The organism is Pseudoduganella chitinolytica (genome assembly GCF_029028125.1).
Taxonomy (GTDB): Bacteria; Pseudomonadota; Gammaproteobacteria; order Burkholderiales; family Burkholderiaceae_D; genus Rugamonas; species Rugamonas chitinolytica.
In genome coordinates this window covers 3,614,266-3,638,386 of sequence record NZ_CP119083.1, presented here as the reverse complement: position 1 = coordinate 3,638,386, position 24,121 = coordinate 3,614,266, and the positions used below count along the sequence as shown (strand labels likewise).

Below are 24,121 nucleotides of genomic sequence, written 5' to 3'. Positions count from 1 at the left end.
CGTCCTACAGCTGCACGGCGATCATCGCGCCGTTGTACAGCGCATGCGTGACGATCGCCGCCAGCAGGCCCTTGCCCCGCTCGAACGCCAGGCCGGCGCAGGCGCCCAGCACGAATACCGGCAGCATCGACAGCGGCGGATGGATCACGGCGAAGATGGCCGCGCTGGCGGCCAGTGCGGGCAGCAGCCGCAACGAGCGGCGCAGGCCGTTGAAGATCAGGCCCCGGAAAATGAATTCCTCGAACAGCGGCGCGGCGATGCTGGCCAGCGCGATCAGCCAGCCGACGTGGCCGGCGACGTTCATGGCGGGGAAAGCGACGCCGGCCTGGCGCAAGCCCTGCATCCACAGCAGGCCGACACCGACGGCCGGCAGTGCGCAGGCGAAGCCCCAGCCCAGCGCGGGCAGCATGCGCCCTTGCAGCAGCCGGGGCACGCCGGCCGTGCCGGCGCGCCAGTAGACCAGCCGTGCCAGCGCATACACGACGGCGCCCGCGATGGCGAACGCCAGCGCCAGGTCGGGCAGGGCCGCCGGGCCGTCGCCTGCGCGCAGCATGAAGAAGGCGATGCCCTGCACGGCAAAGAACGCGACGGCCGCCGTCATGCCGTCCGCCGCCGATACCTGCCGTGGCGGCGCGGCCGTCGGATCGAGCAGGAAGGGCAGCTCGTCGCGCGCCTTCTGCCACAGCGCCAGCGCCAACGCCGCCACCAGCACCACGACCGCGAGCCGGTGCGGCCATGCGTCCGTGTACAGGCCGTAGCCGTACAGGCTGGCCAGCGTCATGTAGAGGTAGAGATAGGTCGGGCGCACGCGCGCATGTACCTCCTGCGCCAACGGGTCGCTCGCCCATACGCCCAGTGCGACGGCGATCAGCGCGAACACGAGGATGCCCAGCGCCACCTGGGCCATCGTCAGCAGCAGGCGCGCATCGACATTGGCGCCGCCCGCGATACCGACCGCGAAGACTACGGCGGGATAGGCCAGCGCCAGCGCGGCCCACAGCACGGCCTTCTCGCGCAGCATGCGCTCCAGCGTGTGCGGGAAAGTGTACAGCAGCCACAACGCCTGTCCTTCCGTGTTGATGGTCTGGAAGGCCGACAGCACCAGCACGTAGCTGCCCAGGCCGAAGGCGATCGACGCCAGCAGCTTCGGCTCGCTGCCCAGTTGTGCCATGTCGCGCAGGCCGCCCGTGAAGAACAGCTGGCTGCCGATGACGATGACGGGGATCAGCAGGCTTTGCACGAGGAAGTTGCGGTCGCGCGCCAGCAGGCGCAGCTCGCGCCGCTGCAGGGGACTGCCCGGCAGCACCCGCAGCGGCTTGCCGGCGACCGCGCGCCGGCCCGTTTCGCGCGTGCCGGCCGCCACCACGCCGTCCGCCAGCTGCCGCCCCAGCAGGGCGACGCCGGCGGCCAGCAGGGCCGCCACTTGCGCCGCCAGCAGCCAGGCCGGCCATGCGGCGCCATCGAGCCATTGCACCACGAGACCGGGCGGTGTCCACAGTGTCCAGGCAGGGAAGGCGGCGGCCCAGCCCAGCGCAATGCCGCGGCCCGGCAGCGACAGCGAAATTGTCAGGTAGATCAACGGCATCGCGGCGACCGAGATCGCGGCCTGCAGGTTGCGCAGCTGCGAGGGCGGCAGCGCCAGGCGCAGGCCCGTATCGACCAGGGTGCGCGCCATGGCGGCGGGCGCCAGCAGCGCCAGCGCGGCCAGCGTGGCGGCCGGCACGGCCCACCAGCGCAGGCCGCCATGCCAGGCGATGACGAGGCAGGTGGGCCACAGCATCAGCAGGCCGGTCGCATTCGTCACGGTGCGCTCCAGCACCCGGGCCCACAGCAAGGTCGTGCGCGGTACGGGCAACGTGACGAGCCACTCCAGGTCCCAGTCCGTGTGGGCCAGCTCACGACTGCCCAGCGGCACCAGCAGGCTGGCCAGCCACAGCAAGGCGAGGTGCAGGGTCAGGCCCTGCATCAGTGCCGTGCTAAAGCCGCCGCCGGCCAGTTCCCGCGCGGCCACCTGCTGCGCGTCGAACGGCTTTGCAGCGGATGCACAGGCCGTCACGGGTGCCAGCTCGCAATGCAGGTTGAGCAGGATCGTGTGCGACATATTGGTGAAGGCCGCCGCCATCAGGAGCGCCATGACGACGGGCAGGATCCAGCGGCCACGCCGCTTGCCGCCCGTGGCCGCGCGACTTTTGCCGGCCTTGGGCTTGCGGCCATACAGGCTGCCGCCGAGGTTCAGCAAGCGCACCAGGCGCAGGCGCACCAGCAGCCACACGGCCCGGGGCGCGGCCGGCGGCATCATGGCGCGGCCGCCGGCTCGGTGACCTTCAGGAAGACTTCCTCCAGCGTGGCATCGGCGCCGCCGCGCAGGTCATCGACCGAGCCGGTGGCGGCCAGCCTGCCGCGGTGGATGATGCCCACGCGGTCGCACATGCGCTGGGCCATGTCGAGCAGGTGGGTGGAGACGAAGATGGTCTTGCCGGCGGCGGCCCGGCCCACCAGCAGCGCCTGCACGTCCCGCGCGGCGCGGGGATCGAGGCCGTTGATCGGTTCGTCCAGGATCAGCACCGCCGGGTCGTGCACCAGCGCGCAGGCGAGGCCCAGCTTCTTCTTCATGCCCATCGAGTAGTTGACGGCGAATTCCTCGGCCACTTCGTCCAGCCCGAATTCGTCGAGCAGCGCCAGCGCGCGCGCCGCCGCGGCGGGACGTGCCATGCCATGCATCTCGCCGACGAATTGCAGGATCTCGCGGCCGCGCAGGTAATCGTAGAAAATCGGATTGTCGGGCAGGTAGCCCACGTGCCGCTTGACCGCGGCCGCGTCGCGGTGGCAATCGAGGCCGTCCACCAGCACGCGCCCGCTGCTGGGCACGAGGATGCCCGTCATCATGCGGATCGTCGTCGTCTTGCCGGCGCCGTTGGGGCCCAGGAAGCCGAACACTTCGCCACGGCGCACCGTCAGGGTCAGGGGGTGCACGGCGTCGTGGCCGCCATAGCGCTTGGCCAGCGCGTCGAATTCGATCATGCCGCCTCCAGTATCGGGAAGCGGCGATTCTAACCCACGTTATTGCTGGCGCAGGCTCATGCCGATGCGGCCGGCGCGCGGAGCCCAGTTGCCCAGGATGTCCGCGGAGACGAGGATGCGCTCGGCCCGGCCGATCAGCAGTTCGCGCGGCACGGTGCCGAACACGCGCGAGTCGCCGCTGTTGTCGCGGTTATCGCCCAGCATCACGAAGCGGTCGGCCGGCACCGTGACGGGGCCGAAGTCGCGCAGCGCCGGCACTTGCGGCAGCACCTGGATGCGGTAGCTGGCCGTGCCGCTGCGCTCCGTCAGGTGCAGCGCCGCGAGCTCGCCCAGCGGCTCCACCGTCTCGAAACTGTTCCCCAGCACCGTGTAGTCGGCCTGCTGGCCGTTGATCAGCAGGCGCTCGCCCCGCATCTCGACGGTGTCGCCGGGCAGCGCGGCGATACGCTTGATCAGGCGCGTGCCATCCCTGGGCGACGAGAACGTGACGATGTCGCCCCGTTGCGGCTCGCCGGTCCGGGCCAGCGAGATGTTCGTCAGCGGGATCTTGGCGTCGTACGCGAGGCGGTTGACGAACACCACGTCGCCTTCCAGCAGGTTGGGCCGCATCGATGCGGACGGGATGGGATTCCAGTCCGCGACGGCGGTGCGGAAAATCCCGAACAGCAGCAGGAAGGCAAGGAAGCCCTTGTTGGCACGCAGCCAGGTCATGTCAGTCTCCGGTGGGGTTGTGGTGACTGCAGTGTGTGGCGATTTTCTTAAGCCGGACTTACCAGGCCGAAGGCCGCCAGCATGGCGCGCCGTCCCCGCGCGGGTACGGCCAGCGCGCGGCTGTCCAGGTCCTGCTCGACCCAGCCCTTGGCCAGCGCCAGTTGCAGCACGGCCGCGCCCAGCGCCCCGCCCAGGTGCGGCTTGCGTTCGCTCCAGTCGAGGCAGGGACAGGCGAAGCGCCGGCGCAGCTTGCGCAGCGCCGCCACGTCCACGCCCAGCCGGACGAAGTGCGTCGCGCCGTCCGGGGTCAAGGCGTATTCGCCCGGCGCCGAGGCATCATCCAGCCAGCCCTGGGCCAGGCAGTGCTCGTGCAGCTCGACCGCCAGCGTGCCGGCCATGTGGTCGTAGCACGTGCGCGCCTGGCGCAGCCGTGTGGGAGTGGACGGCTCGAAGGGCGCGCGCGGCACGCCGGCCACGACCAGCAGCGCCTCCAGCGCGGCCGCCACGTCACGGCTGGCCAGGCGCCAGTAGCGGTGCCGGCCCTGCACCAGTTGCTCGAGCAGCGCGTCGTCCTTCAGGCGCGCCAGGTGGGCGCTGGCGGTGGACGGGCTGACGTCGGCCACGACGGACAGCTCCGTGCTGGTGCGGGCGTGGCCGTCCAGCAGGCAGCACAGCATGCGCGCGCGAGCCGGTTCGGCGATCGCGCCCGCAATGCGGGCTAACCGGTCATCTGCGTCGATCTTGTCTGCATCCACTATTCGGTCTCCAACGAAGTATTGCCGTCATCATGCCAGCATACTGGCGTCCTCGCAAAGGCAACGCTTGAAGGAGCACACTTGACCGCATTCGATCCACCCGACGGCGCCCTGGCCGCCGTGACCCATCCCGATCCTTATCCGTACTACGCCGCGCTGGCGCAACGCCAAGCGCCCGTGTATGACGAGCGCCTCGGCTTGTGGGTGGTCGCGCATCCCGCCACCGTGCGTGCCATCCTGGCCAATCCGGATTGCCGCGTGCGGCCACCGCGCGAGCCGGTGCCGGCGGCCCTGGCCGGCCCGGCGGGCGACGTGTTCGGCGCGCTGGCGCGGATGAACGATGGTGCGCGCCACGCGCTGCCGAAGGCCGTGCTGCTGGAGGGGCTGGCGGCACTGCCGGGCGACGTGGTGGCGGCCCATGCCCTCCGCACGGCGGCGGCATTGCTGGCCGGTCCCGTTGATGCCGCGGTGCTGACGTCCTTCGCGTTCGACGTGCCGGTAGGCACCGTCGCCAGCCTGCTGGGCTGCGCCGATGCGCCGGTGGCCGGTCTGGTACGCCGCTTCGTGGCCGGCCTGGCGCCGCGCGCCGACGCCGCCGCCATCGCGGCCGCCCACGATGCCACGACGGCCCTGCTGGCGCTGCAAGGGGCCGGGCCGGCACCGCTGCTGGATGCAGTGCTGGACGGGGCACGGCGACATGGCTGGACCGATACGGCCGCCGTGCGCGCCAACGTGCTGGGACTGCTGTCGCAAACCTACGAGGCCACGGCGGGGCTGGTGGGCAATGCCATCGTGGCGCGCCTGCGTGGCGACGCCCGGCCGACCGCGGAACTGGTGGACGCGGTGCTGCGCACCGATCCGCCCGTGCAGAACACGCGCCGCTTCACGGCGGCGCCGGTTTCCATTGCCGGCGTGCGCATCGAAGCGGATCAGACGCTCCTGCTGGTGCTCGCCGCGGCGGGCGAACCGTTCGGCCATGGCCGCCATGCCTGCCCCGGCCAGGCGTTGGCGCGCGCTGTCGCGGTCCACGCGTTGGCGGTATTGCAGGAGCAGGGCGCGCTGCCGGGCGTGGCATGGCGCTATCGCGCGTCGCCAAACGGGCGGCTGCCCGAATTCATGGAAAGGGGAGAGGGATGATTGCCGTGATCTTCGAAGTGGTGCCGCACGCGGACGGGCGCCAGCGTTACCTGGACATGGCGGCCGCGCTGCGCCCGCTCCTGGAGCAGGTGGACGGCTTCCTGTCCATCGAGCGTTTCCAGAGCCTGAGCAATCCGGACAAGCTGCTGTCGCTGTCGTTCTTCCGCGACGAGGCGGCCATCTTGCAGTGGCGCGCGCTGGAGGCGCACCGAGCGGCGCAGGCGGCGGGCCGGGGCGAACTGTTCGCCGACTACCGCCTGCGCATTGCCGGCGTACTGCGCGACTACGGCCTGCACGAGCGGGCGCAGGCCCCGGCCGACAGCCGCCGCGTGCACGACTGAATCAGGGGACGACTCAGTACTTCCAGTTGAGCGACACGCTCGCATTGCGCGGCGCCGCGTAGTAGGCCTGGCTCCAGTACAGGCTCGTCAGGTACTTCTTGTCGGCGACGTTGTTGACGTTGGCGGCGATGCTGAGCTGCTTGTTGATGTCGTAGCGCGCCATCAGGCCGATCACTGCATACGAGGCCTGGCGGATGGTGGCGTTGTCGGCTTCGTTGCGGTAGACGTCGTCCTGCCAGTTGGCGTTGGCGCCGACCGTCAGCGCCGGCAGTGCCGGCACCTTGTAGGTGGCCGACAGGCGCAGCGTGCGGCGCGGCAGGTAGGTCTTGACGGTCTTGCCGGCCGGGTCCTCGATCGACAGCACGGTGAAACCGGCGCTGGCCTGCAGGCCGCGTGCCACCTCGCCGGACAGGTCCAGTTCGATGCCTTGCGACTCCGCGTCGATGCCACGGTAGTAGGCCTTGGTGCCGTCCATGCCGGCCTGTTCGGCGGTGTTGTCCTGGCGCGTCTTGAAGACGGCGCCGGACGCATTCAGTTTGCCGCCGAACCATTCGGCCTTGACGCCCAGCTCCGCCGTCTTGCCTTTCATCGGGTCCAGCGTGGCGCCCGTCACGTCGGTCTCGCTTTGCGGGTTGAAGATCGTCGTGTAGCTGCCGTAGGCCGTCACGTTCGGTGCCAGGTCGTAGGTCAGGCCCACGTACGGGGTGCTCTTGCTGGCCGACTTGAAGTGGCTGACGCCGTACTGCAGGCCGTCGCTGTCGGCCTTCGTGTAGGCGATGCCGGTGATCAGCTTGAGCGGATCGGCCAGGTTGAAGCGCGCGGCCACGAAGGCGCCCTTGCGCTTGTCCTGGTACGAGCTGCCGTCGATCGAGGCGTCGAATGCCGGCTCCGGATACTGGCCGTTCCAGCCCGTCAGCGACGGCATCGGATTGCCGATGCCCTGGCCGTAGTGGGAAACGTCGTCCAGCTTCGATTTCGACCAGTTGGCGCCGAACGTCAGCTCGTGCTGCCGGCCGCCCAGGTCGAACTGGCCGGTGGCGGAAGCGTCGAACAGCGTCTGCTTGTTGTCGGCGTCGTAGCGCGACGGGTAGGCGAACAGGCCCAGGCCCGTGGCGCGTTCCGGCGTGCCGTACACGTACAGCATCTTGCTGCGGTTCTTGAACGCGTTGTGCGACAGCGTGGCCTGGGCGCGCCAGCCGTTGTCGAAGCGGTGCACCAGCTCGACGAACGTGCGCTGGTGTTCGTTGCGGTTGCGCGTCCAGTCGGCTGCCGTGCTGGTGCCGGTGGTGTACTCGGTCGGCGTCAGGTCCTTGTAGTACAGCGGCAGCGCGCCCCAGATGTTGCCCTTGGCCGTGCCGATCTGCGCCGTGTGGCCCAGCGTCAGCGTCGTCGAATTCGCCAGCTTCGCTTCCAGGATGCCCGAGACCAGCTTGCGCTTTGGCGAGTAGCGGTCCAGGTAGGAGTCGCCATCTTCGTAGGCGGCGATCACGCGGCCGGTCAGCGTGCGCGCTTCGTTGAGCGCGCCGGAGACGTCCGCGTCGACGCGGTGGCGGTCCCACGAACCCACCGTGACGGCGGCGGATGCCTGGAAGGTCGCGGTCGGGCGCTTGCGGATGAAGTTGACGGTGGCGGACGGGTTGCCGGTGCCGGACATCAGGCCGTTCGAGCCGCGCACGATGTCGATGCGCTCGTACAGCGCCGTATCCAGGTCGCCGTAGACGTTACCGAACACGAAGGGAATGCCGACGCCGTCGTACTGGAAGTTGATGATGTCGAAGCCGCGCGCCGTGTAGTAGGTGCGGTCGGTTTCGATCCGTTCGACGGTCACGCCGGTCGTGTTGGACAGCACGTCGTTGATGGAGTTGAGGCGGAAGTCGTCCATCTGCTGGCGCGAGACGACCGAGACCGACTGCGGCGTTTCGCGCAGGGTCAGATCCAGGCCAGCCGACGAACTGCTGCTGCGCGCCGTGTAGCTGGCGCTGTTGTCGCCCTTGACCACCACCGTCTGCATGGGCGCCTCGGCGGCGTCGGCCGGCGCATCGACCGCCGGTGCTTCCACCGGCGCGGCATGGGCCGCGCCGCACAGCAGGGCGGCGCCAAAGGCGAGGGGAGTCAGGCGAAGGACGAAGCGATGGGCAGCGGACGACATGGAAATCCTTATGAACGCAAATGAGAATGATTCGCATTGTATAACGGAAAGGGAACTGGCGCCAGCGCACGCGCCATTGCGCGGCGGGGGGGGGCGCGGCGGCGCTTGCGGGGCCGGCTGGACCTGCTACCATGGCGCGCTTGACCTCTTCCTTCTGGACCGCACAACACATGGCCGCGTACTTCATCCCCAGCCGCATCCACCCGACGGCCGAGCAGACCGACCTGCAGACGGCCACCCAGCCCGTGGTGCTGGGGAGGCCAATGCCGGCGCGGCCAAGACGACGACCCTGGCGCTGCGCATCGCCGAATCGCTCGCCCGCAACGTCGAACCGGCGCGCATCCTGGCGCTGGCGTTCACGCCGGAAGCGCGCGACGTGCTGCGCCAGCGCCTGCTGGACATCGGCGTGCCGTGGGACACCGTCAACCAGCTGGACATCCTGACGATCGAGGACCTGGCCATGCGCACGCTGGCGCAGCTGGAAGGGGAAGCTTTGCGGCTGACCTTGCAGCCGCGCCGCCTGAAGACGCACGTCTGGCGTGCCGTCGACGCGGTGGCGGCACAGTACGCGGGCCGGCCGGGCAGCCGCTTCGCGGAACTGGACTTGCGCAAGTCGGAGACGGCCGTGTCGGGCTACCTCGATACGCTGCTGCGGCTGAAGGCGCGCATGGTGCTGCAGGGGGAAGATGACGATGACCCGGTCGAGGCGGCCGAGGTGGCGCAGGCGCCGCTGACGGATTACCTGGTGGCGCTGGCCTACGAGACGGCCCGCCTGGACGGCGAGGACCGCGCCGTGTTCCGCACCGCCTTCGATCCGACGTACGACCTGGCGCGCTGGCTGCGGCGCGAGCCCGGTTGCGCCCAGGCGTTCCCCCGTTACCGCGTGGTCGTGTGCGACGAGCTGCACGACATGAACGAGGCGAGCTTCGTCATCGTGGAAGCACTGATCCGCGCCACCGGCGCCTTCTTCACGGGCGTGGGCGACAAGCACCAGGTCATCCACGACCAGCTGGGCGCCAGCCACGACTACCTGGACTTCCGCTTCCGCCACGCCTTCCCGGCATTGCGCGCCTACCCCCTGACGACGACCTACCGCCACGGCCCGCACCTGACGCTCGCGATCGATGCGCTGATGGACAACCGGGGCAGCTCGGGCGTGCCCGATCACACGGAGATCCGCCAACTGCATTACGACACCGCCGAGGACTGCGCGCAGCAGGTCGTCGCGGCCATCAAGGAATGGAAGAAGGACAAGCGCCGGCTGGAGCAGTGCGCCGTCCTGATGCGCGACCGGCACCAGTCGATCGCGCTGGAAAACGCGCTGATCGAAGCGGGCATCGCCTACCGCGTGCCCGTCATGAAAGGCTATCTGCAGCGCGAGGAGATCCTGTTCCTGCGCGGCGTGCTGGCGATCTGCCTGGGCGACCTGCGCGCCGTGCCGTCCTACGAGGTGCGCACGGCGATCGTCGAGGCGCTGGCCGCGTTCGCGGGGCTGGAGGCGGCGGCCGGATTCGAGAAGGTCAAGCACGACATCGCCAAGGAACCTTCGCTGTTGCGGGGCTTCTTCCAGGGGCACCTGGGCGGCGATGCGCTGGCCGATGCCGAGACCGCGTTTGCCGATGTGATGCGCTACCTGGAGCAGGTGCCGCAGGACAGCCCGGCCGGCGAAGTGCTGGCCGAGGTATGCCGGCGCATGGACGTGGCGGCGGTGGCCAAGCGGGTCTACGTCAACCCGTACGCGGCCTCCGTCGCGGCGCGCTCGATCGACGGCTTCGTCGCGATGGCGGGGAAGTCGGGCCTGGGCCTGGCCGCGTTCTGGAAGAAGATCAATGCGGCCGAGGTGTTCGCCAGCCGCAAGCGCGAGAAGGATTTTATTCACCTGGACTGCGTCGCCGACGTCAAGGGCCAGGAATTTGGCCACGTCATCATGCCGTACCTGGAAGTGAACGAGTTCCCCAATCCCTTGATGCCGGCACGGACGGAGCGCAACCTGTTCTACGTGGGTGTCAGCCGCACGCGCCAGCGCCTGACGCTGATTTCACCCGCCGACACGGAGCGGCGCAGCGTGTTCCTGCGCCAGATGCAGATCGCCGCCGTGGCGCCCAAGGCCGACCAGGCGCTGCGCCAGCTGGAAAACAAGGTGACGGAGGAGCGCGCGTTCCGGCTGTACCTGTCGGCCCGCTACGAGGAACGCGAAGAAGTGCGCCAGCTCGGGGCGCAGTTCGATACGGTGCGCAAGCAGTGGTACATCGAGTCGGGGCAGGATACGGCGCCGTTCCAGCGGTGGTTGTAGATAGCGACCCACCGCGGGTTTTGTCTAATTCGGCTTCTTCTGCACCAGCGCGCTGCCCACGCCGTGCCGGCGCTTTTCGCTGACCGCCGTCACCGTCCCATCCGGATTGAAGACGATGGCATTGGCGGCGCCGATCTCCTCCGGCTTGCCGCTCCAGCGCTGGCCATGCCCTTGCAGGGCGGTGGCCTGCGCCGACCCGGCGAAGCCCGGCTCGACGTCCGTCTCGGCCGCGTTGCGTTGCGACAGGCGCGGCGCGGCGATGGCTTCATCCATCGGCATGCCGAAGTCGACGTGGTTGACGATCGTCTGCAGCACCGTCGTGACGATCGTCGCGCCGCCCGGGCTGCCCACCGTGAACGCGGGTTTGCCGTCGCGCAGGACGATGGTCGGCGCCATGCTGCTGCGCGGGCGCTTGCCGCCTTCGGGCACGTTCGGGTGCGGGCCCGAGAAATCGAAGTCCGTCAGCTCGTTATTGAGCAGGAAGCCATGGCCCGGCACGACGATGCCGCTGCCGCCCCACGACTCGATGGTGAACGTGTAGGCGACGATATTGCCCTGCTTGTCGGCCACCGTCAGGTGTGTCGTGTGGGCGCTCTCGCGTTGGAGCCTGGTGGAGCCGGGCCGCAGCGGCACGCTGGCGTCGCTCTGGAACGCGTACGGATCGCCGGCCGCGACGGGACCGGCCGCTGCCTTCTGCTGGTCGATCAGCGCGCGCCGCTTGGCCGCGTATTCCTTGCTCAGCAGGCCCGCCACGGGCGCTTCCACGTACTCGGGGTCTGCCAGGTAGGCATTGCGGTCGGCAAAGGCCAGCCGGCTGGCTTCCAGGTACATGTGCTCGGCCTGCGCGCGCGGCAGCTTGGCCAGGTCGAAGCCTTCCAGGATGTTCAGGGCTTCGGCCACGGCGATGCCGCCGCTGCCCGGCAAACCCATGCCGTACAGGTCGTAGCCCCGGTAGCTGCTGCGCACGGGCTGGCGCAGCCGCGCCTCGTAGTTGGCCAGGTCGGCCAGGGTCATGCTCCCGCCCCGGACCGACTGCCCGGTGCCAACGGGCGGCCGGTTGACGGCATCGACGATGGCGCGCGCGATGGGGCCCTCGTAGAAGGCGCGCACGCCGCTTTTCCCCAGCGTGCGGTAGGTCTGCGCCAGGTCCGGATTGCGCAGCACGGTCCCCGCCGGGATGGCCTTGCCGTTGCGCAGGTACAGGGCGGCGGTGGCGGGGAACTGACGGAACTTGGCCGTGTTTTCCGCGACCAGACGGGAAAAATTGTCGTTGACGACGAAACCGTCGCGCGCCACCTTGATGGCCGGCGCCAGCACCTGCCCGAACGACATCGTGCCATAGCGCTGCAGCGCCTCGTGCCAGCCGCGCACGGTGCCGGGCACGCCGACCGACAGGCCGCTGGCCACGACGGTGTCGAAATCGAGTTCCTTGCCGTTGGCGGTGAAGATCGTCGGCATGTAGGCCGCCGGCGCCGTCTCGCGGTGGTCGATCGTGATGACGCGCTTTTCCTTGGCCAGATAGACGACCATGAAGCCGCCGCCGCCGATGCCGCAACTGAACGGATCCGTCACGCCCAGCGTGGCGGCTGCCGCGACAGCTGCGTCGATGGCGTTGCCGCCCTGGTTCAGGATCGTCATGGCCGACTGCGACGCCTGCTCGCTGATGGTGGCGACGGCGCCGCCGGTGCCGGTCGCGACCGGCGTCTTCGCGTGGGCCGTGACGGCGATGGTCAGGACGATGGTGCAGAACGTCAGGCGGATCGGCATGGTGGCGTCAGTTGGATGGGGAGATGGTGACGCGTACGTTGACGCGGTAGTCCGGCGCCGGCGCGTGCAGCGCCGTGGGCGCCGGCGGTTCGTGGTTTTCCAGCGCGAACGTCAGGCCTTCCTGCGTGACGCTGGGGCCGGCATTGGGCATGTTCTCCGCCAGCACGAACTCGCGGGTGCCCGCGGCATTGCTCAGCGTGAACGTATAGCTGATGTAGCCGGCCCAGACGCACACGGCACCGGGCTTGCAACGGCTGTCGTTGACGCGCTCGAGCTTTAGCGTCGTCCCCGGCGCCAGCGTGGCCGCTTCGCCCTGGCGCAACGTATAGCTGGCGCTGGTGCGGGGTGCTTCCTGTTTTTCCGTCATGACTGCCTCCGAAGTGGCGTTGCCCGTTCCTTGCGTTGCCGAGCACGCGGCAACGATGCCGACGGTCAGCGCGGCACCGAGAGCAGTGATCGCTTTGCGTTGCATGGGTCCTCCAGCTGTGGCCGAGGGAGGATCTTAGCGAAAAAGCATCACGGCAGCCGCACGGCTGAATGCAAGAATAGCAATATTGCCAGAATTCAGGGACAGGCTCCGAATTTTGGCAACAAATGACCAGCCTGGCAGCGGGGGTGTTGTAAAAACCGAAACCGGAAATCGGGGACAGCCTCCAATTCGCTTCGGTGCCTGATGTTTGCTTCGGAGGCTGTCCCCAATTTGTTCGGGAAATCGTGAAATTGGGGACAGCCTCTGAAATTGGGGACAGCCTCCAATTCGCTTAGGTGCCTGATGGCTGCTTCGGAGGCTGTCCCCAATTTGTTCGGGAAATCGGGGACAGCCTCCGATTCGCGATTCGCTTCGGCGCCTGGTGTCTGCTTTGGAGGCTGTCCCCAATATGCGGAGGCTGTCCCCGATTTGTTGGAGGGGCAATAAAAAACCGGGCGCGGGCCCGGTTTTCGTGTTGCGTGCAGCCGCTTACACGTAGGCGGCCAGCGCGCCCTTCATCTTCTTCAGCGCGGCCGATTCGATCTGGCGGATGCGCTCGGCGGAGACGCCGAACTCGTCGGCCAGCGTGTGCAACGTGGCGCCGGAGCCGTCGTCGTTGGCCAGCCAGCGCGCTTCCACGATGCGGCGCGAGCGCGGGTCCAGCTTCGACAGCGCCGTTTCCAGGCCCTCGGACTGCAGGCGCGTGACCTGTTCCGCTTCCAGCACCTTGGTCGGCTCGTTCTGGTCCGACGACAGGTAGGCGATCGGGGCGAACTTGTCGTCCTCGTCATCCGTCGGCGATTCCAGCGCGATGTCGCGGCCGGACAGGCGGGTTTCCATCTCGATCACTTCCTCGCGCTTGACGTCCAGCATCTTGGCAAGCTGGTCGATCTGGCCCGGCGTCATGGCGTCCAGGCCCTGCTTGTGGCTGCGCAGGTTGAAAAACAGCTTGCGTTGCGCCTTGGTCGTCGCCACCTTCACGAGGCGCCAGTTTTTCAGGATGTACTCATGCATCTCGGCCTTGATCCAGTGCATTGCATACGACACGAGGCGGACGCCCTGGTCCGGGTCGAAGCGCTTGACTGCCTTCATCAGGCCGATATTGCCTTCCTGGATCAGGTCGGCGTGCGGCAGGCCGTAGCCCAGGTAGCCGCGGGCGATCGAAACCACCAGGCGCAGGTGCGACAGCACGAGCTTTTCGGCGGCCTTCAGGTCGTTGTTGTCCTTCAGGCGCCGACCCAGCTGGACTTCTTCGTCGTGCGTCAGCATTGGCAGGCGATTCACGGCGGAAATGTAGGCATCCAGGTTACCCAGGTTGCCAGAAAACCCGAGGCCCAAAGCACTCGTGCCGGCTGGAACCAGGGCGGTAGGTGCGGACATCATAGTCATGTTCATTCCTCGCTTGAAGGTGGTGCATAGGCCGTGCGGGATTGCAGAGGGCACTGTCATGGCATACAGCATGCAGTGTGGAACTTAAAGCGGTCTTAACCATTGGTGACGCTACTTTGGGTTCCAACATTGCGTTTGAACATATATTAGCACTCTCACTCGGTGAGTGCCAATCGCTGCGATTTTATGGTCCCGATAGCAAAACGCTATGGCCTGATCGTGCAGGAAAGGGCAGGCGCTGCAACCGGAAAGCAATTCCCGATTGCGGAATGTTTGTGGCGAATCAAAGCGTGAGGCCAGATTATCGCGGCCAAAGTCGCGCGCTCTGTGCGTGAACGCACGCTCGTGCGGGCGCCCGCCAGGGGGAATGGCGCGGCCAGAGGGGCTGTCGGAACGTTCCGACAGCATGACGGGAGCGGCTGCCGTCGCGTTACGACAGCCGGGCCAGCTGACGGCGCACCGACAGCGCCGCACCGACCAGCCCCAGGCCGGCGGACAGGGCCAGCAGCAGCGCCATCGCCAGCGGCTCCAGCGGGGCCAGCTGGAATTCGGAGGCGTACAGACGGGCAAACTCGGCGATCGCCATGTTCAGCGGCTGCAGCGACAACGCGACGGCACCCAGCGCGACGCCGCCTGCACACAGGCCCAGCAGCGCGCCCGTGTAATAGAAGGGGCGCTGGATATACGTATCGGTAGCGCCGATCAGGCGCAGCACGAGAATTTCCTCGCGCTGGGTCAGCACCTGCAGGCGGATCGTGTTGAAGACGACCGCAATGACGACCGTGCCCAGCGTCCCGGCCAGCAACAACAGGCCCATGCGCAGCACACCCAGCAGTGCGGCAAGGCGCTTGACCCACGCGGAATCGACCTGTACCGACTCCACGCCGGGAATCGCCCGCAGTTGTTCGGCCACCTCGTCCACATGCGCGCTCTGGGCGGCGCTCTGGAAGGCGTTCAGCTTGACGACGTAGCTGTCCGGCAGCGGGTTGTCGCCCAGCGTGTCGATGACACCGGCCAGGCCGTTCTTGTCCTGCAGCTCGGCCAGCGCGGCCTCGCGCGGCACGAACACGATGCGGGCCTCCTTGGCCACGGCGCGCAGCGAGCCGGCCATGCCCTGCGCATGCTCGCGCGGCAGGTCCTGCTTCAGGAACACGGACAGCTCGGGATCGACGGACAACTGCTCCGACATCGGCCGTACATTGTCCAGCACGGTCACGCCGGCAAACGGCAGCGCCAGCGCAATGGCGACCACCAGGATATTGAACAGGAAACTGCCCGGCGCACGGCGCACGTGCACCAGCGCGGAACCGAGCGCAAAGCCATGTTGACGCAGCCAGCCGATCATGTCGCCTCCGCCTGCAGTTCGCCTTGTGCCAGGCGGATGACGCGGGCGCCGCTTTCCAGTACCAGGTCGTCGTGGGTGGAGATCAGGCACGTGACGCCGACCTGGTTGAACGCCCGCAGCGCATCGAACACCTTGTTGGCACTGGCGCGGTCCAGGTTGGCGGTAGGCTCGTCCGCCAGGATGATCTGGGGCCGGTTGACGATGGCGCGGGCAATCGACACGCGCTGCTGCTCGCCGCCGGACAGGGCCAACGGCGCGGCATTGGCGCGCGCCAGCAGCCCGACCTTGTCCAGCGCGGCACGGGCGCGTTCTTCCGCTTGCGCCCGGGTCAGGCCGGTGACCAGCATCGGCATCATCACATTGGCCAGCACGGAACGGTCCGTCAGCAGGCGCTGCTGCTGGAAGATCAGGCCCAGGTTGCGGCGCAGGAACGGCACGCCGGCCGCCTTCAGCTTGCCGATATCGGTGCCATTGACGGTGACCTTGCCGGTGCTGGGACGCTCCATCGCGGCAATCATCTTCAGCAGCGTGGACTTGCCGGCGCCGGACGGGCCGGCCAGGAACACCAGCTCGCCCTTGCCGATGGTGAGTGTGACGTCGCGCAGGGCCAGCGCGTCGCCGGCGTACCGCTTCGATACGTTCTGGAATTCGATCATGGGGCCTTAACCGAGCAGGGCTTCGACGAACTCGGCCGCATTGAACGGCTGCAGGTCCTCGATCTTCTCGCCGATGCCGATGAAGTACACGGGCACGGGGCGGACCCGGGCAATCGCGGCAATGACGCCGCCCTTGGCCGTGCCGTCCAGCTTCGTGATGATTAGGCCGGTCAGCTGCAGCGCGTCGTCGAACGCTTTGACTTGCGCCAGCGCGTTCTGGCCCGTGTTGCCGTCGATGACGAGCAGCGTCTCGTGCGGTGCTCCTTCCAGGCCCTTGCCGATCACGCGCTTGATCTTCTTCAGCTCTTCCATCAGGTGCAGTTGCGTGGGCAGGCGGCCGGCCGTGTCGATCATGACGACGTTGGTGCCCCGTGCCTTGCCGGACTGGACCGCGTCATACGACACGGCGGCCGGGTCACCGGACTCCTGCGACACGACGGTCACGTTGTTGCGCTGGCCCCAGACCATCAACTGCTCGCGCGCGGCGGCACGGAAGGTGTCGCCTGCGGCCAGCAGCACTGACTGCCCGTGCGCCTGCATGTGTTTGGCAAGCTTGCCGATCGTCGTCGTCTTGCCGGCGCCGTTGACGCCGGAAATCATCATCACGGTGGGCTGGTGCCGGCCCAGCTCGAACGATTTTTCAAGCGGGCGCAACAGGTCGATCAGCAGCTCCTTCAGGGCACCCTTGACGGCGGCGGCATCCAGCAGCTTGTCTTCCTTGACCTTGCGCTTGAGCGCGTCCAGCAGGTACTGGGTGGCGTCGATGCCGGCATCGGACATCAGCAGCGCCGCTTCCAGTTCGTCGTACAGGTCGTCGTCGATACGGGCGCCGACAAACAGCACGGACAGGTTGGCGGACGTCTTCGACAGGCCCGCCTTCAGGCGGCTCATCCACGACTGCTTCGCCTCGGGCCGGGCGGCCGTCTCGACTTCGAAGTCGAGCAGCGAGCTGTCGGGGGAGGGCGCCGAAGCAGGAGCGGAGGCGGGAGCGGATACGGGAGTGGCGGCGGCCGGCTCGGGCGTGCTGACAGGCGCGGGCACCTCGGGCGTAACAGGTTTTTTCTTGAAGAAGCTGAACATGGGTGTGCGGTAGAAGGCGCGGCGGCCGTGCTGGCCGGAATCACCGGCTATTCTACCAGAGCGCTACCGTCAAGCCCTGTATTCGCTTGCCAAACTGCCATCGGCCGTTCCGTCAGGCAGGCAAGGCCGCGCGCGCGCCAACCCGCCAGCGCGGCAGCTACCTCCTGCAGCGCCAGCACCGTGACGAAACCAGGCGCCCGACGGCGCAATGCGGGGTTGGCGCCGCCTGCCCACAGCACGATCTCGTCGGGCAGGCGGGTGCGCAATTCCTTCAGTGCATCGAGCACGTGGCGCGGATTCATCGTGCTGGAAAACGACAAGGCAACAATGTCGCACTGCTGGTTGCGCGCGGCCTCGACGATATCGGGCAGCGGTGTCTGCGTGCCCAGTGCGATGCAATGGGCGCCGTCAGCCGTCATCAGCGCTTCCGCCATCAACAGGCCAAACCCGTGTTTTTCCTGGGGCGGCGTGGTCAGGAGGACGCGCGGTTGCGGCGCACCGTCCGGTTGCTCCGGCTGCGGCAGCGAGAAGATCGCGCTGCGGATCACTGTCTGCAGCGCTTCCGTGATCAGGTGTTCCTCGTGGACGGCGATGTCGCCGCAAGCCCAGGCGTCGCCCACCAGCGTCGTCAGCGGTGCCATTACCTCCAGCACGAACGCTTTCAGGCCCATCATCAAGAGGGCCTGGGACAGCTTGCGCCGCAGGGCGTCGGTCTGGTGGCTGCGGCACAAGGCCACATAGGGCGCCAGATCCGTGGCGGACACCGTCGCGCGGCCGCGGCCGCGGGTGTTGCTGGCGGCGTGTTCTGCCAGTTGCTGCAGTTCCTCGGCCGACTGCCCCAGCACCTTGCCGGGACGGAAGCCAAGGTCGATGAGGCGCTTGACGAGCCGCAGCTGGCGGACCTGATCGAACGGATACAGGCGCTCGCCGAACGGATCGCGTTGCGGCTGGGGAAACTCATAGCGACGTTCCCACACCCGCAACGTCTCCTTGGCAATGCCAGTGTCGCGCTCCACATCGCTGATGGTGCAAGGCAACATGGCAAGGTCGGAGGTGTTCATCGTAGGCACGTCCTTTATCAGGCGAGCATTCTACCGCCGATCGGCCCCGTGGGGTACGCCAGCGTACATAGCTGGCAACCCGCCAGCGACGTCCTCTCAGGCGCCCAGCCAGGGCATGAACTGGCGCGACAGCGGCACGGTGACGAGCGCGAGCAGCGTTTGCAATGTGATCAGCGAAGCCATCAGGCGCGTGTCGCCTCCCAGCTGCTTGGCCATGATGTAGGCGTTCGGCGCCGTCGGCAGGGCGCAGTAGAAGCAGGCCGCCAGCGCCACCTCGGGCGACACGGCAAACACGAGGCAGATCTGCGCAGCCAGCAGCGGCATCACGACCAGCTTCAACACCGAGGTCAGGGTCAGCGCGCCCGGGCGGGCGCCTTCCAGGGAGAACACCAGCCCACCGCCTACGCACAGCAGGCCCAGCGCCGTGGCGGCCTTGCCCAGGATGTCCAGCGTGTTCATCGCGGCTGCCGGCAATTGCACGCCGGCAAGGCTGACCAGCACGCCGGCCAGCGTGGCCTGGATGATGGGGTTGCGGGCCAGCGTCTTGCCGACGGTACCCAGGTTCGGCTTGGTGCCGCTCCACCAGGCCAGCGCGATCACCGACAGCGCATTCACGACCGGCAGGCACAGCGCCAGCGACAGCATTACCAGCGATGCCGTCTTTGCCTCGAAGAACAGGCCAGCCACCGCCAGGCCGAAATAGGTGTTCGGCCGCATCGCGCCTTGCATGACGGACGAACGGCTGGCGCCCGGCAGTGCCGGCCACAGCAGCAGAGACCCCAGGGTCAGCGCGACAATCAGGAACGTCGGCAGCAAGGTCGCCAGCGCCAGTTCGCCCACCTGGCTGCCGTGGAAGCTGAGCCGGGCGGTGCCGGCAAACAGCATTGCCGGGAAAGCAATGTTGTACGAGAACTTCTCGATGGAAGGGAAGAAGTCCGCAGGCATCCAGTTGAAGCGGCGGATCGCCACGCCCAGCAGGATGATGGCGAATACCGGAATGATCGAGGCAAACATAGGTAGTACTACTTATATATATAGTGGGGCCGCGTTCAGTCGGCCGAGATACCCGAAGGACCGATGCGGCGCGCGTTCGGCGTGCTGGACACCCGGATGCGGATCAGGTGCCGGCCCGGATCAGTGTACATGGCGCGGCCGTGCAGCGTGCGATGGTTGTCCGCCCACAGCAGCGTATCGTCCGGCAACTGGCGGCGGAAGCGGGGCGCGTTTTCCTCGATGATGCTGTTCAGCAACTTCAGCGCGGCAATAAGCTCGGGCGTGGCCAGATCGGGCCGGGCCGCAAGTCCTTTTTCAATCGAATCGTAGCGCCAGCGCATCGAATGGCCATCGTCGTGGAAAACCGGGGCGTAGAATAGCTCGACCTGTTCGTCCTGGGCGGCGTAGACGGAAGGGACCCGGAACGGTACCTGCGCGGTACGCAGCAACGCGTAGGCGGCGCGGCCTTCGTCGGTGCGCTCCAGTTCGGCGACGATGTCCTCGACATCGACCAGCAGCGATTCGCCGCCGTTGCAACGGGCCGAGGCCACGACGTACAGCAGGAATTGCTCTTCCGGCATGGGGTAGAACGACGAGTCGGTGTGCATGTCGGCCGTGCCGGTGCGCTCGGAGAACGTGACGAACTTGGACTGCACGCCCTGGCGCGCCCGCACGTCCCACGCCACCCGGTGGGTTTTCTGGTCGGTCGACGTGGGAAAGCCCTGCGTCAGCGCGATGGCGTACAGCACGGCATTGCGATGGGCTTCGGACAGTCCGGCCAGGCCCAGGCCGGTGACGGCCAGGCCGCGGGCCTTGCGCTCGGCCAGTTGCGCGGCGAAGTCGCGCAGCGTCGGCACTTGCAGCAGTTCGCGCTGCAGGGCTTCCTCGTCGGGGTGCGGGTAGAAGCCGTTGCCGTTGAAGTCGTCGAAGTGGCGCTCGATGATGCCAATGATCTGCGCCAGGTCGTCGCCCCAGGTGAAGTTGGTCTTGACGACGGCGATGTTGCCGTTTTGTTCAATTGTGGAAAACATGGATGCTCCTGTGTTCGAATTGCCGTACGGCAATAAAGGTCGCATTTTGGACCATAGAAAAATTTCTTTCAAGCACAGATTGCTGCGTTGCAGCATGAACAAGTTTGCCTAAACTTCATTCATTGCTGAAGTAAATTTTGCATAGCGCCCTCAACCACGGGGTTTTTTGTCAAACCATCCACGGCTTGACGAAGCCGCTAAAGTGTGAATTTGCTTACCTCGAAAAACGACACATTGGCTGAAACTGTGCCGTGCGGCTCGTCGTCGGCAGCACCGATTGTTACAATGCGATAGAAATTTTTGCCGTGCGGAAATATCCTCGCCCAAACCGACCCAAGGAACCCAAATGAAGTGGCTTACCGAGCGCAAGCTCTCTACCAAGCTGGGACTGGCTTTCGCCGCTGTCCTGCTGCTGACGGCACTCGTCGGCATGTTTTCGATCAATCAACTGTCCAAAGTGAACAACACGGCGACCGAACTGTCGTCGCGCTGGATGCCGGCCATGCGCGTCATCCAGGACATCAAGGCACAGATCGCCCGCGTCCGTACCCGCGAGCTGCAATACATCATTTCGGACGACGTGGCCGACCTGGACAAGTACGACAAGGTCATCGCCAACGACCTGGTCGACCTGAAGAAGATGCAGGATGAGTTCGTCAAGCTGATCAAGACGCCGGAAGAGCAGGCGCTGTACGACGAATTCCTGTCGATGTGGGACCGCTACATGGCCGAGGACGCGAAATTGCGCGCGGCCGTGCGGGCCGGCGACGGTGCGCTGGCGAAGAAATTGATTCGCGGCGAATCGAACAAACTGATCGTCGCGTTGCGCGGCCAAGTGGACAAACTGGTCAAGCTGTATGACGAAGGTGGCAAGCGCGCAGCAGATTTTGGTGATCAGGTATACAATGCCTCCCGCGCATGGATCTTCGGTCTGCTGGTGATTGGCGTGGCACTTGGCGCGCTGGGTGCCGTGGCGATTACGCGCTGGCTCGTCAACACGCTGGGTGGCGAGCCGCAGTATGCAGTGAAGCTGGCCAAGCTGATCGCGGCCGGTCAGCTGAATGTTGAAGTGAATACCCGTCCGGGTGACAAGACCAGCCTGCTGTTCGCGATGAAGTCGATGCGCGACAGCCTGGCCAACATCGTTGGCCAGGTGCGCCACGCAACTGACACGATCGCCAGCGCGGCGCAGCAGGTGGTGGCAGGCAACCTCGACCTGTCGGGCCGGACGGAATCGCAAGCCAGCTCGCTGGAAGAGACCGCGGCGTCGATGGAAGAACTGACGACGACGGTGAAGCACAATTCGGACAGCGCGCGCCAGGCGAACCAGCTGGCCGTGACCGCTTCGACGATCGCGGAGCAGGGCGGCCAGGTGGTATCGCAGGTGGTCGACAAGATGGGCTCGATCAACGAGTCGGCAAAGAAGATTTCCGACATCACGGGCGTCATCGACGGTATTGCGTTCCAGACCAACATCCTCGCGTTGAACGCGGCGGTGGAAGCGGCACGGGCCGGCGAGCAGGGCCGCGGTTTCGCGGTCGTGGCATCCGAGGTGCGCAACCTGGCGCAGCGTTCGGCATCCGCGGCACGCGAGATCAAGGAACTGATCGGCGACTCCGTGGATCAGGTCGAAGCGGGCACGAAACTGGTCAACCAGGCCGGCAGCACGATGGAAGAAGTGGTTGTCAGCGTACGGCGTGTCACCGACATCATGGGTGAGATTACCGTTGCCGGTCAGCAGCAAAGTGCAGGCATCGTGCAGGTCAACGAAGCCATCGCGCAGATGGACGCAGTAACGCAGCAGAACGCGGCGCTGGTGGAAGAAGCAACCGCCGCATCGCACAGCGTGCAGGATCAGGCGGCCAGCCTGGCCCAGCTCGTAAGTATTTTTACACTTGATGGATTGCCAAACCATCAGTATAGTGCCGCCTCCAGTGCCTCGCGCACTGATTCGAAGCCGGCGCGATTGAATCGGCCGCGACAATAAAGAGTGAGCGCCGTCTGACGGCACAGTGGCAAATCGGGGTTTGCCCTCACCATAAGCGGTGCCAGCCGGTAACCCGGCCGAGGTACCGCAAGACCGAATTAAGCCGTTGCTTTTCTTTTTTTGCATGCAACACAACTGAAGGAACCTGTAATGAAAAAAACTCTAATCTCCGTCGCAGTTCTGGGCGCAATGAGCAGCGCCGCTTTTGCACAGTCGAATGTAACGATTTACGGTATCGTGGACGCCTCCATCGTGAGCGAGCGCGGCGGTAAAGCAGGCAACGTCACCAAAGTGTCCTCCGGCACGGCCAACGCATCGCGTATCGGCTTCCGTGGTACGGAAGACCTGGGTGGCGGCCTGTCCGCGATCTTCACCCTGGAATCCGGCTACAAGGTCGACGACGGCCAGCTGGACGCGTCGAACACCCTGTTCAACCGCCAGGCTTTCATCGGCCTGCGTTCCACGACCGCCGGTACGCTGACGATCGGTCGTCAATACACCCCGTGGTACAACGCGCTGGCGCAAGTGGCCGACCCGTTCGCTGCTGGCCTGGCCGGTTCCGCAAAGAACCTGTTCCCAGCCAACGGCGCGAACCTGCGTAACAGCAATGCTGTTGTGTACCAGACCCCAGTGTTCAACGGCTTCTCCGGCGAACTGTTCTACGGCTTCGGCGAGCAGTCCGAATCGTCGGCTGGCCGTCAGATCAGCGCTGCCGTGTCGTACTCGAACGGTCCTCTGAACGCCCGCCTGGCCTACAACAACCGCAACAACGACGTCGCCGCCGCACCGGCGCCAACGCTCGAGCGCGATATCGGCCACAACAGCCTGCTGGCTGTAAACTACGACTTCAAAGTCGCCAAGGCCTTCATCGCTTACGGCCAGAACAAGGGCCTGAACAGCTCGACGCTGCCATCGCCTGCTGCCTACACGACGACCGCGATCACCCCATCGACCGACACCCGCAACGCCCTGATCGGCGCGCAAGTGCCAGTCGGCGCAGTGGGCAAGGTCATCATCTCGGCAATCCACACGGATGACCGCGAAGCCTTCAACCGCGATGCGAACCAGTGGGCCATCGGCTACATGCACGACCTGTCGAAGCGCACGACCGCATACGCGTCGTACGCCAAGATCGAGAACAAGAACGGTGCTTCGTACACCGTCGGCGGCAACTCCGAAGCCGGTACCGGCGACAGCGCGTTCAACGTGGGTCTGCGTCACTCCTTCTAAGCGGTTACCCGCTTGACCGAACCGGCTGCCTCGGCAGCCGGTTTTTTTTTGCCGGCGCGGTAGAATGCGCCCATCCATCCGTCTTTCACCCCGCTGCCACCATGAAAACACGCTTTGTCGCCTGCGTCCTGATGATCGCTTCCTGCGCCGCCATTGCCGCCGGTGCCACCAAGAACCGTAGCGGCGGCCTGCCGCGCTACGGCATGGTCGTGTATTCCGATTTGTGCGTGAACCCGAACAGCGGCGAGTTCGGCGGTCAGCGCATCACGTTGCAACGTTTTGCCGAGGTCGATACCGTCATCTATGAATACACGGCCGGCGGCCTGTCGTGGCCTCTCGTCGCCAGCGAGGTCAACGTCGACCCGCGCGGCAAGATGATGTATTTCACGGTGCAGCCGGCCGAGGGCGACCAACGCACGATCAGCGGCAAGTTCTCGCCGGACGGTGCCACGCTGACGCTCGATGGCGGGTACTGCGGCGACGAGACAGTGCCGATGAAGCTGGCGAAGGTGACGGATTTCGGCCGCAAGGCGGGCGCGTGCCGGCCTTGCCCGGCCGGCTGGCCGAAGCCGCCGAAGGAAGAGGCGCCGCAGCGCCAGGATGGGGAAGGAAAGGGCGAGGAAGTGCCGGCAATGCCGGAACCGGCCCCGGCGCAAAAGAAGGAACCGGTGTGGGAACCGGCCCCGCCCACGCAGGGCTGAGCCGG

General features: G+C 66.6%; 20 protein-coding genes. 6 read left to right on the top strand and 14 right to left on the bottom strand.

From position 1 onward, the window contains the following. Positions 1-4: 4 nt before the first annotated feature. The 4 genes from PX653_RS15985 to PX653_RS15970 are packed head-to-tail and all read right to left on the bottom strand — an operon-like array spanning position 5 to position 4,487. Positions 5-2,299 carry a type II CAAX endopeptidase family protein gene (locus tag PX653_RS15985; protein ID WP_277413758.1) on the bottom strand — a complete coding sequence of 765 codons (2,295 nt, stop codon included), beginning with the start codon at positions 2,297-2,299 and terminating at the stop codon, positions 5-7. Continuing rightward, the gene (locus PX653_RS15980; protein WP_277413757.1) at positions 2,296-3,021 is read right to left on the bottom strand and encodes an ABC transporter ATP-binding protein; all 726 of its coding nucleotides are present in this window, start codon (positions 3,019-3,021) and stop codon (positions 2,296-2,298) included. Before PX653_RS15980 ends, PX653_RS15985 begins: the two co-directional genes overlap by 4 nt. A 39-nt stretch (positions 3,022-3,060) precedes the next feature. Further along, the gene (gene lepB, locus PX653_RS15975) at positions 3,061-3,732 is read right to left on the bottom strand and encodes a signal peptidase I (protein ID WP_277413756.1); all 672 of its coding nucleotides are present in this window, start codon (positions 3,730-3,732) and stop codon (positions 3,061-3,063) included. Positions 3,733-3,779: 47 nt separating this feature from the next. Then, positions 3,780-4,487, bottom strand: coding sequence for an ArsR/SmtB family transcription factor (locus PX653_RS15970; RefSeq protein ID WP_277413755.1), 708 nt, complete (start codon positions 4,485-4,487; stop codon positions 3,780-3,782). 81 nt (positions 4,488-4,568) lie between these two features. On the opposite strand from PX653_RS15970, the gene PX653_RS15965 reads away from it, so the two are divergent. Both PX653_RS15965 and PX653_RS15960 read left to right on the top strand, forming a co-directional pair. Continuing rightward, the gene (locus PX653_RS15965; protein ID WP_277413754.1) at positions 4,569-5,624 is read left to right on the top strand and encodes a cytochrome P450 family protein; all 1,056 of its coding nucleotides are present in this window, start codon (positions 4,569-4,571) and stop codon (positions 5,622-5,624) included. Beyond that, the gene (locus tag PX653_RS15960; RefSeq protein ID WP_277413753.1) at positions 5,621-5,965 is read left to right on the top strand and encodes an antibiotic biosynthesis monooxygenase family protein; all 345 of its coding nucleotides are present in this window, start codon (positions 5,621-5,623) and stop codon (positions 5,963-5,965) included. The genes PX653_RS15965 and PX653_RS15960 overlap by 4 nt, the downstream gene beginning before the upstream one ends. Positions 5,966-5,978: 13 nt before the next feature. On the opposite strand, the gene PX653_RS15955 is transcribed toward PX653_RS15960, so the two are convergent. Then, positions 5,979-8,114, bottom strand: a complete 2,136-nt coding sequence (locus PX653_RS15955) for a TonB-dependent siderophore receptor (RefSeq protein WP_277413752.1) — start codon at positions 8,112-8,114, stop codon at positions 5,979-5,981. A gap of 76 nt (positions 8,115-8,190) precedes the next feature. On the opposite strand from PX653_RS15955, the gene PX653_RS15950 reads away from it, so the two are divergent. After that, complete coding sequence (locus tag PX653_RS15950; protein WP_277413751.1) at positions 8,191-10,407, top strand: 3'-5' exonuclease; 2,217 nt, start codon at positions 8,191-8,193, stop codon at positions 10,405-10,407. Positions 10,408-10,431: 24 nt separating this feature from the next. Here PX653_RS15950 and ggt read toward each other — a convergent pair whose 3' ends face one another. The 9 genes from ggt to PX653_RS15905 all read right to left on the bottom strand — a co-directional run bounded on the left by ggt (position 10,432) and on the right by PX653_RS15905 (position 20,198). After that, positions 10,432-12,174, bottom strand: coding sequence for a gamma-glutamyltransferase (gene ggt / locus PX653_RS15945; protein ID WP_277413750.1), 1,743 nt, complete (start codon positions 12,172-12,174; stop codon positions 10,432-10,434). Between the two features lie 7 nt (positions 12,175-12,181). After that, on the bottom strand, positions 12,182-12,646 hold the full coding sequence (locus tag PX653_RS15940; RefSeq protein WP_277413749.1) for a hypothetical protein: 465 nt from the start codon (positions 12,644-12,646) through the stop codon (positions 12,182-12,184). A 486-nt stretch (positions 12,647-13,132) separates the two neighbouring features. Next, the gene (rpoH, locus tag PX653_RS15935) at positions 13,133-14,032 is read right to left on the bottom strand and encodes an RNA polymerase sigma factor RpoH (protein ID WP_181259321.1); all 900 of its coding nucleotides are present in this window, start codon (positions 14,030-14,032) and stop codon (positions 13,133-13,135) included. 430 nt (positions 14,033-14,462) lie between these two features. Next, positions 14,463-15,377 carry a permease-like cell division protein FtsX gene (gene ftsX, locus PX653_RS15930; RefSeq protein WP_277413748.1) on the bottom strand — a complete coding sequence of 305 codons (915 nt, stop codon included), beginning with the start codon at positions 15,375-15,377 and terminating at the stop codon, positions 14,463-14,465. After that, the gene (locus tag PX653_RS15925) at positions 15,374-16,033 is read right to left on the bottom strand and encodes a cell division ATP-binding protein FtsE (protein WP_277413747.1); all 660 of its coding nucleotides are present in this window, start codon (positions 16,031-16,033) and stop codon (positions 15,374-15,376) included. The genes ftsX and PX653_RS15925 overlap by 4 nt, the downstream gene beginning before the upstream one ends. Before the next feature lie 6 nt (positions 16,034-16,039). After that, on the bottom strand, positions 16,040-17,113 hold the full coding sequence (gene ftsY, locus PX653_RS15920) for a signal recognition particle-docking protein FtsY (RefSeq protein WP_277413746.1): 1,074 nt from the start codon (positions 17,111-17,113) through the stop codon (positions 16,040-16,042). Between the two features lie 47 nt (positions 17,114-17,160). Next, entirely contained in the window at positions 17,161-18,174 is a 1,014-nt protein-coding gene (locus PX653_RS15915) for a MerR family transcriptional regulator (RefSeq protein ID WP_277413745.1), read from the bottom strand. 96 nt (positions 18,175-18,270) lie between these two features. Further along, positions 18,271-19,188, bottom strand: a complete 918-nt coding sequence (locus tag PX653_RS15910; RefSeq protein ID WP_277413744.1) for an AEC family transporter — start codon at positions 19,186-19,188, stop codon at positions 18,271-18,273. Between the two features lie 35 nt (positions 19,189-19,223). Continuing rightward, complete coding sequence (locus tag PX653_RS15905) at positions 19,224-20,198, bottom strand: TauD/TfdA family dioxygenase (RefSeq protein WP_277413743.1); 975 nt, start codon at positions 20,196-20,198, stop codon at positions 19,224-19,226. A gap of 346 nt (positions 20,199-20,544) precedes the next feature. Between PX653_RS15905 and PX653_RS15900 the strand changes: the two genes are divergently transcribed. The 3 genes from PX653_RS15900 to PX653_RS15890 all read left to right on the top strand — a co-directional run bounded on the left by PX653_RS15900 (position 20,545) and on the right by PX653_RS15890 (position 24,116). Next, the gene (locus PX653_RS15900) at positions 20,545-22,185 is read left to right on the top strand and encodes a methyl-accepting chemotaxis protein (RefSeq protein ID WP_277413742.1); all 1,641 of its coding nucleotides are present in this window, start codon (positions 20,545-20,547) and stop codon (positions 22,183-22,185) included. A 150-nt stretch (positions 22,186-22,335) separates the two neighbouring features. Continuing rightward, positions 22,336-23,415 carry a porin gene (locus PX653_RS15895; protein WP_277413741.1) on the top strand — a complete coding sequence of 360 codons (1,080 nt, stop codon included), beginning with the start codon at positions 22,336-22,338 and terminating at the stop codon, positions 23,413-23,415. Between the two features lie 101 nt (positions 23,416-23,516). Continuing rightward, on the top strand, positions 23,517-24,116 hold the full coding sequence (locus PX653_RS15890) for a hypothetical protein (RefSeq protein WP_277413740.1): 600 nt from the start codon (positions 23,517-23,519) through the stop codon (positions 24,114-24,116). Positions 24,117-24,121: the final 5 nt, after the last annotated feature.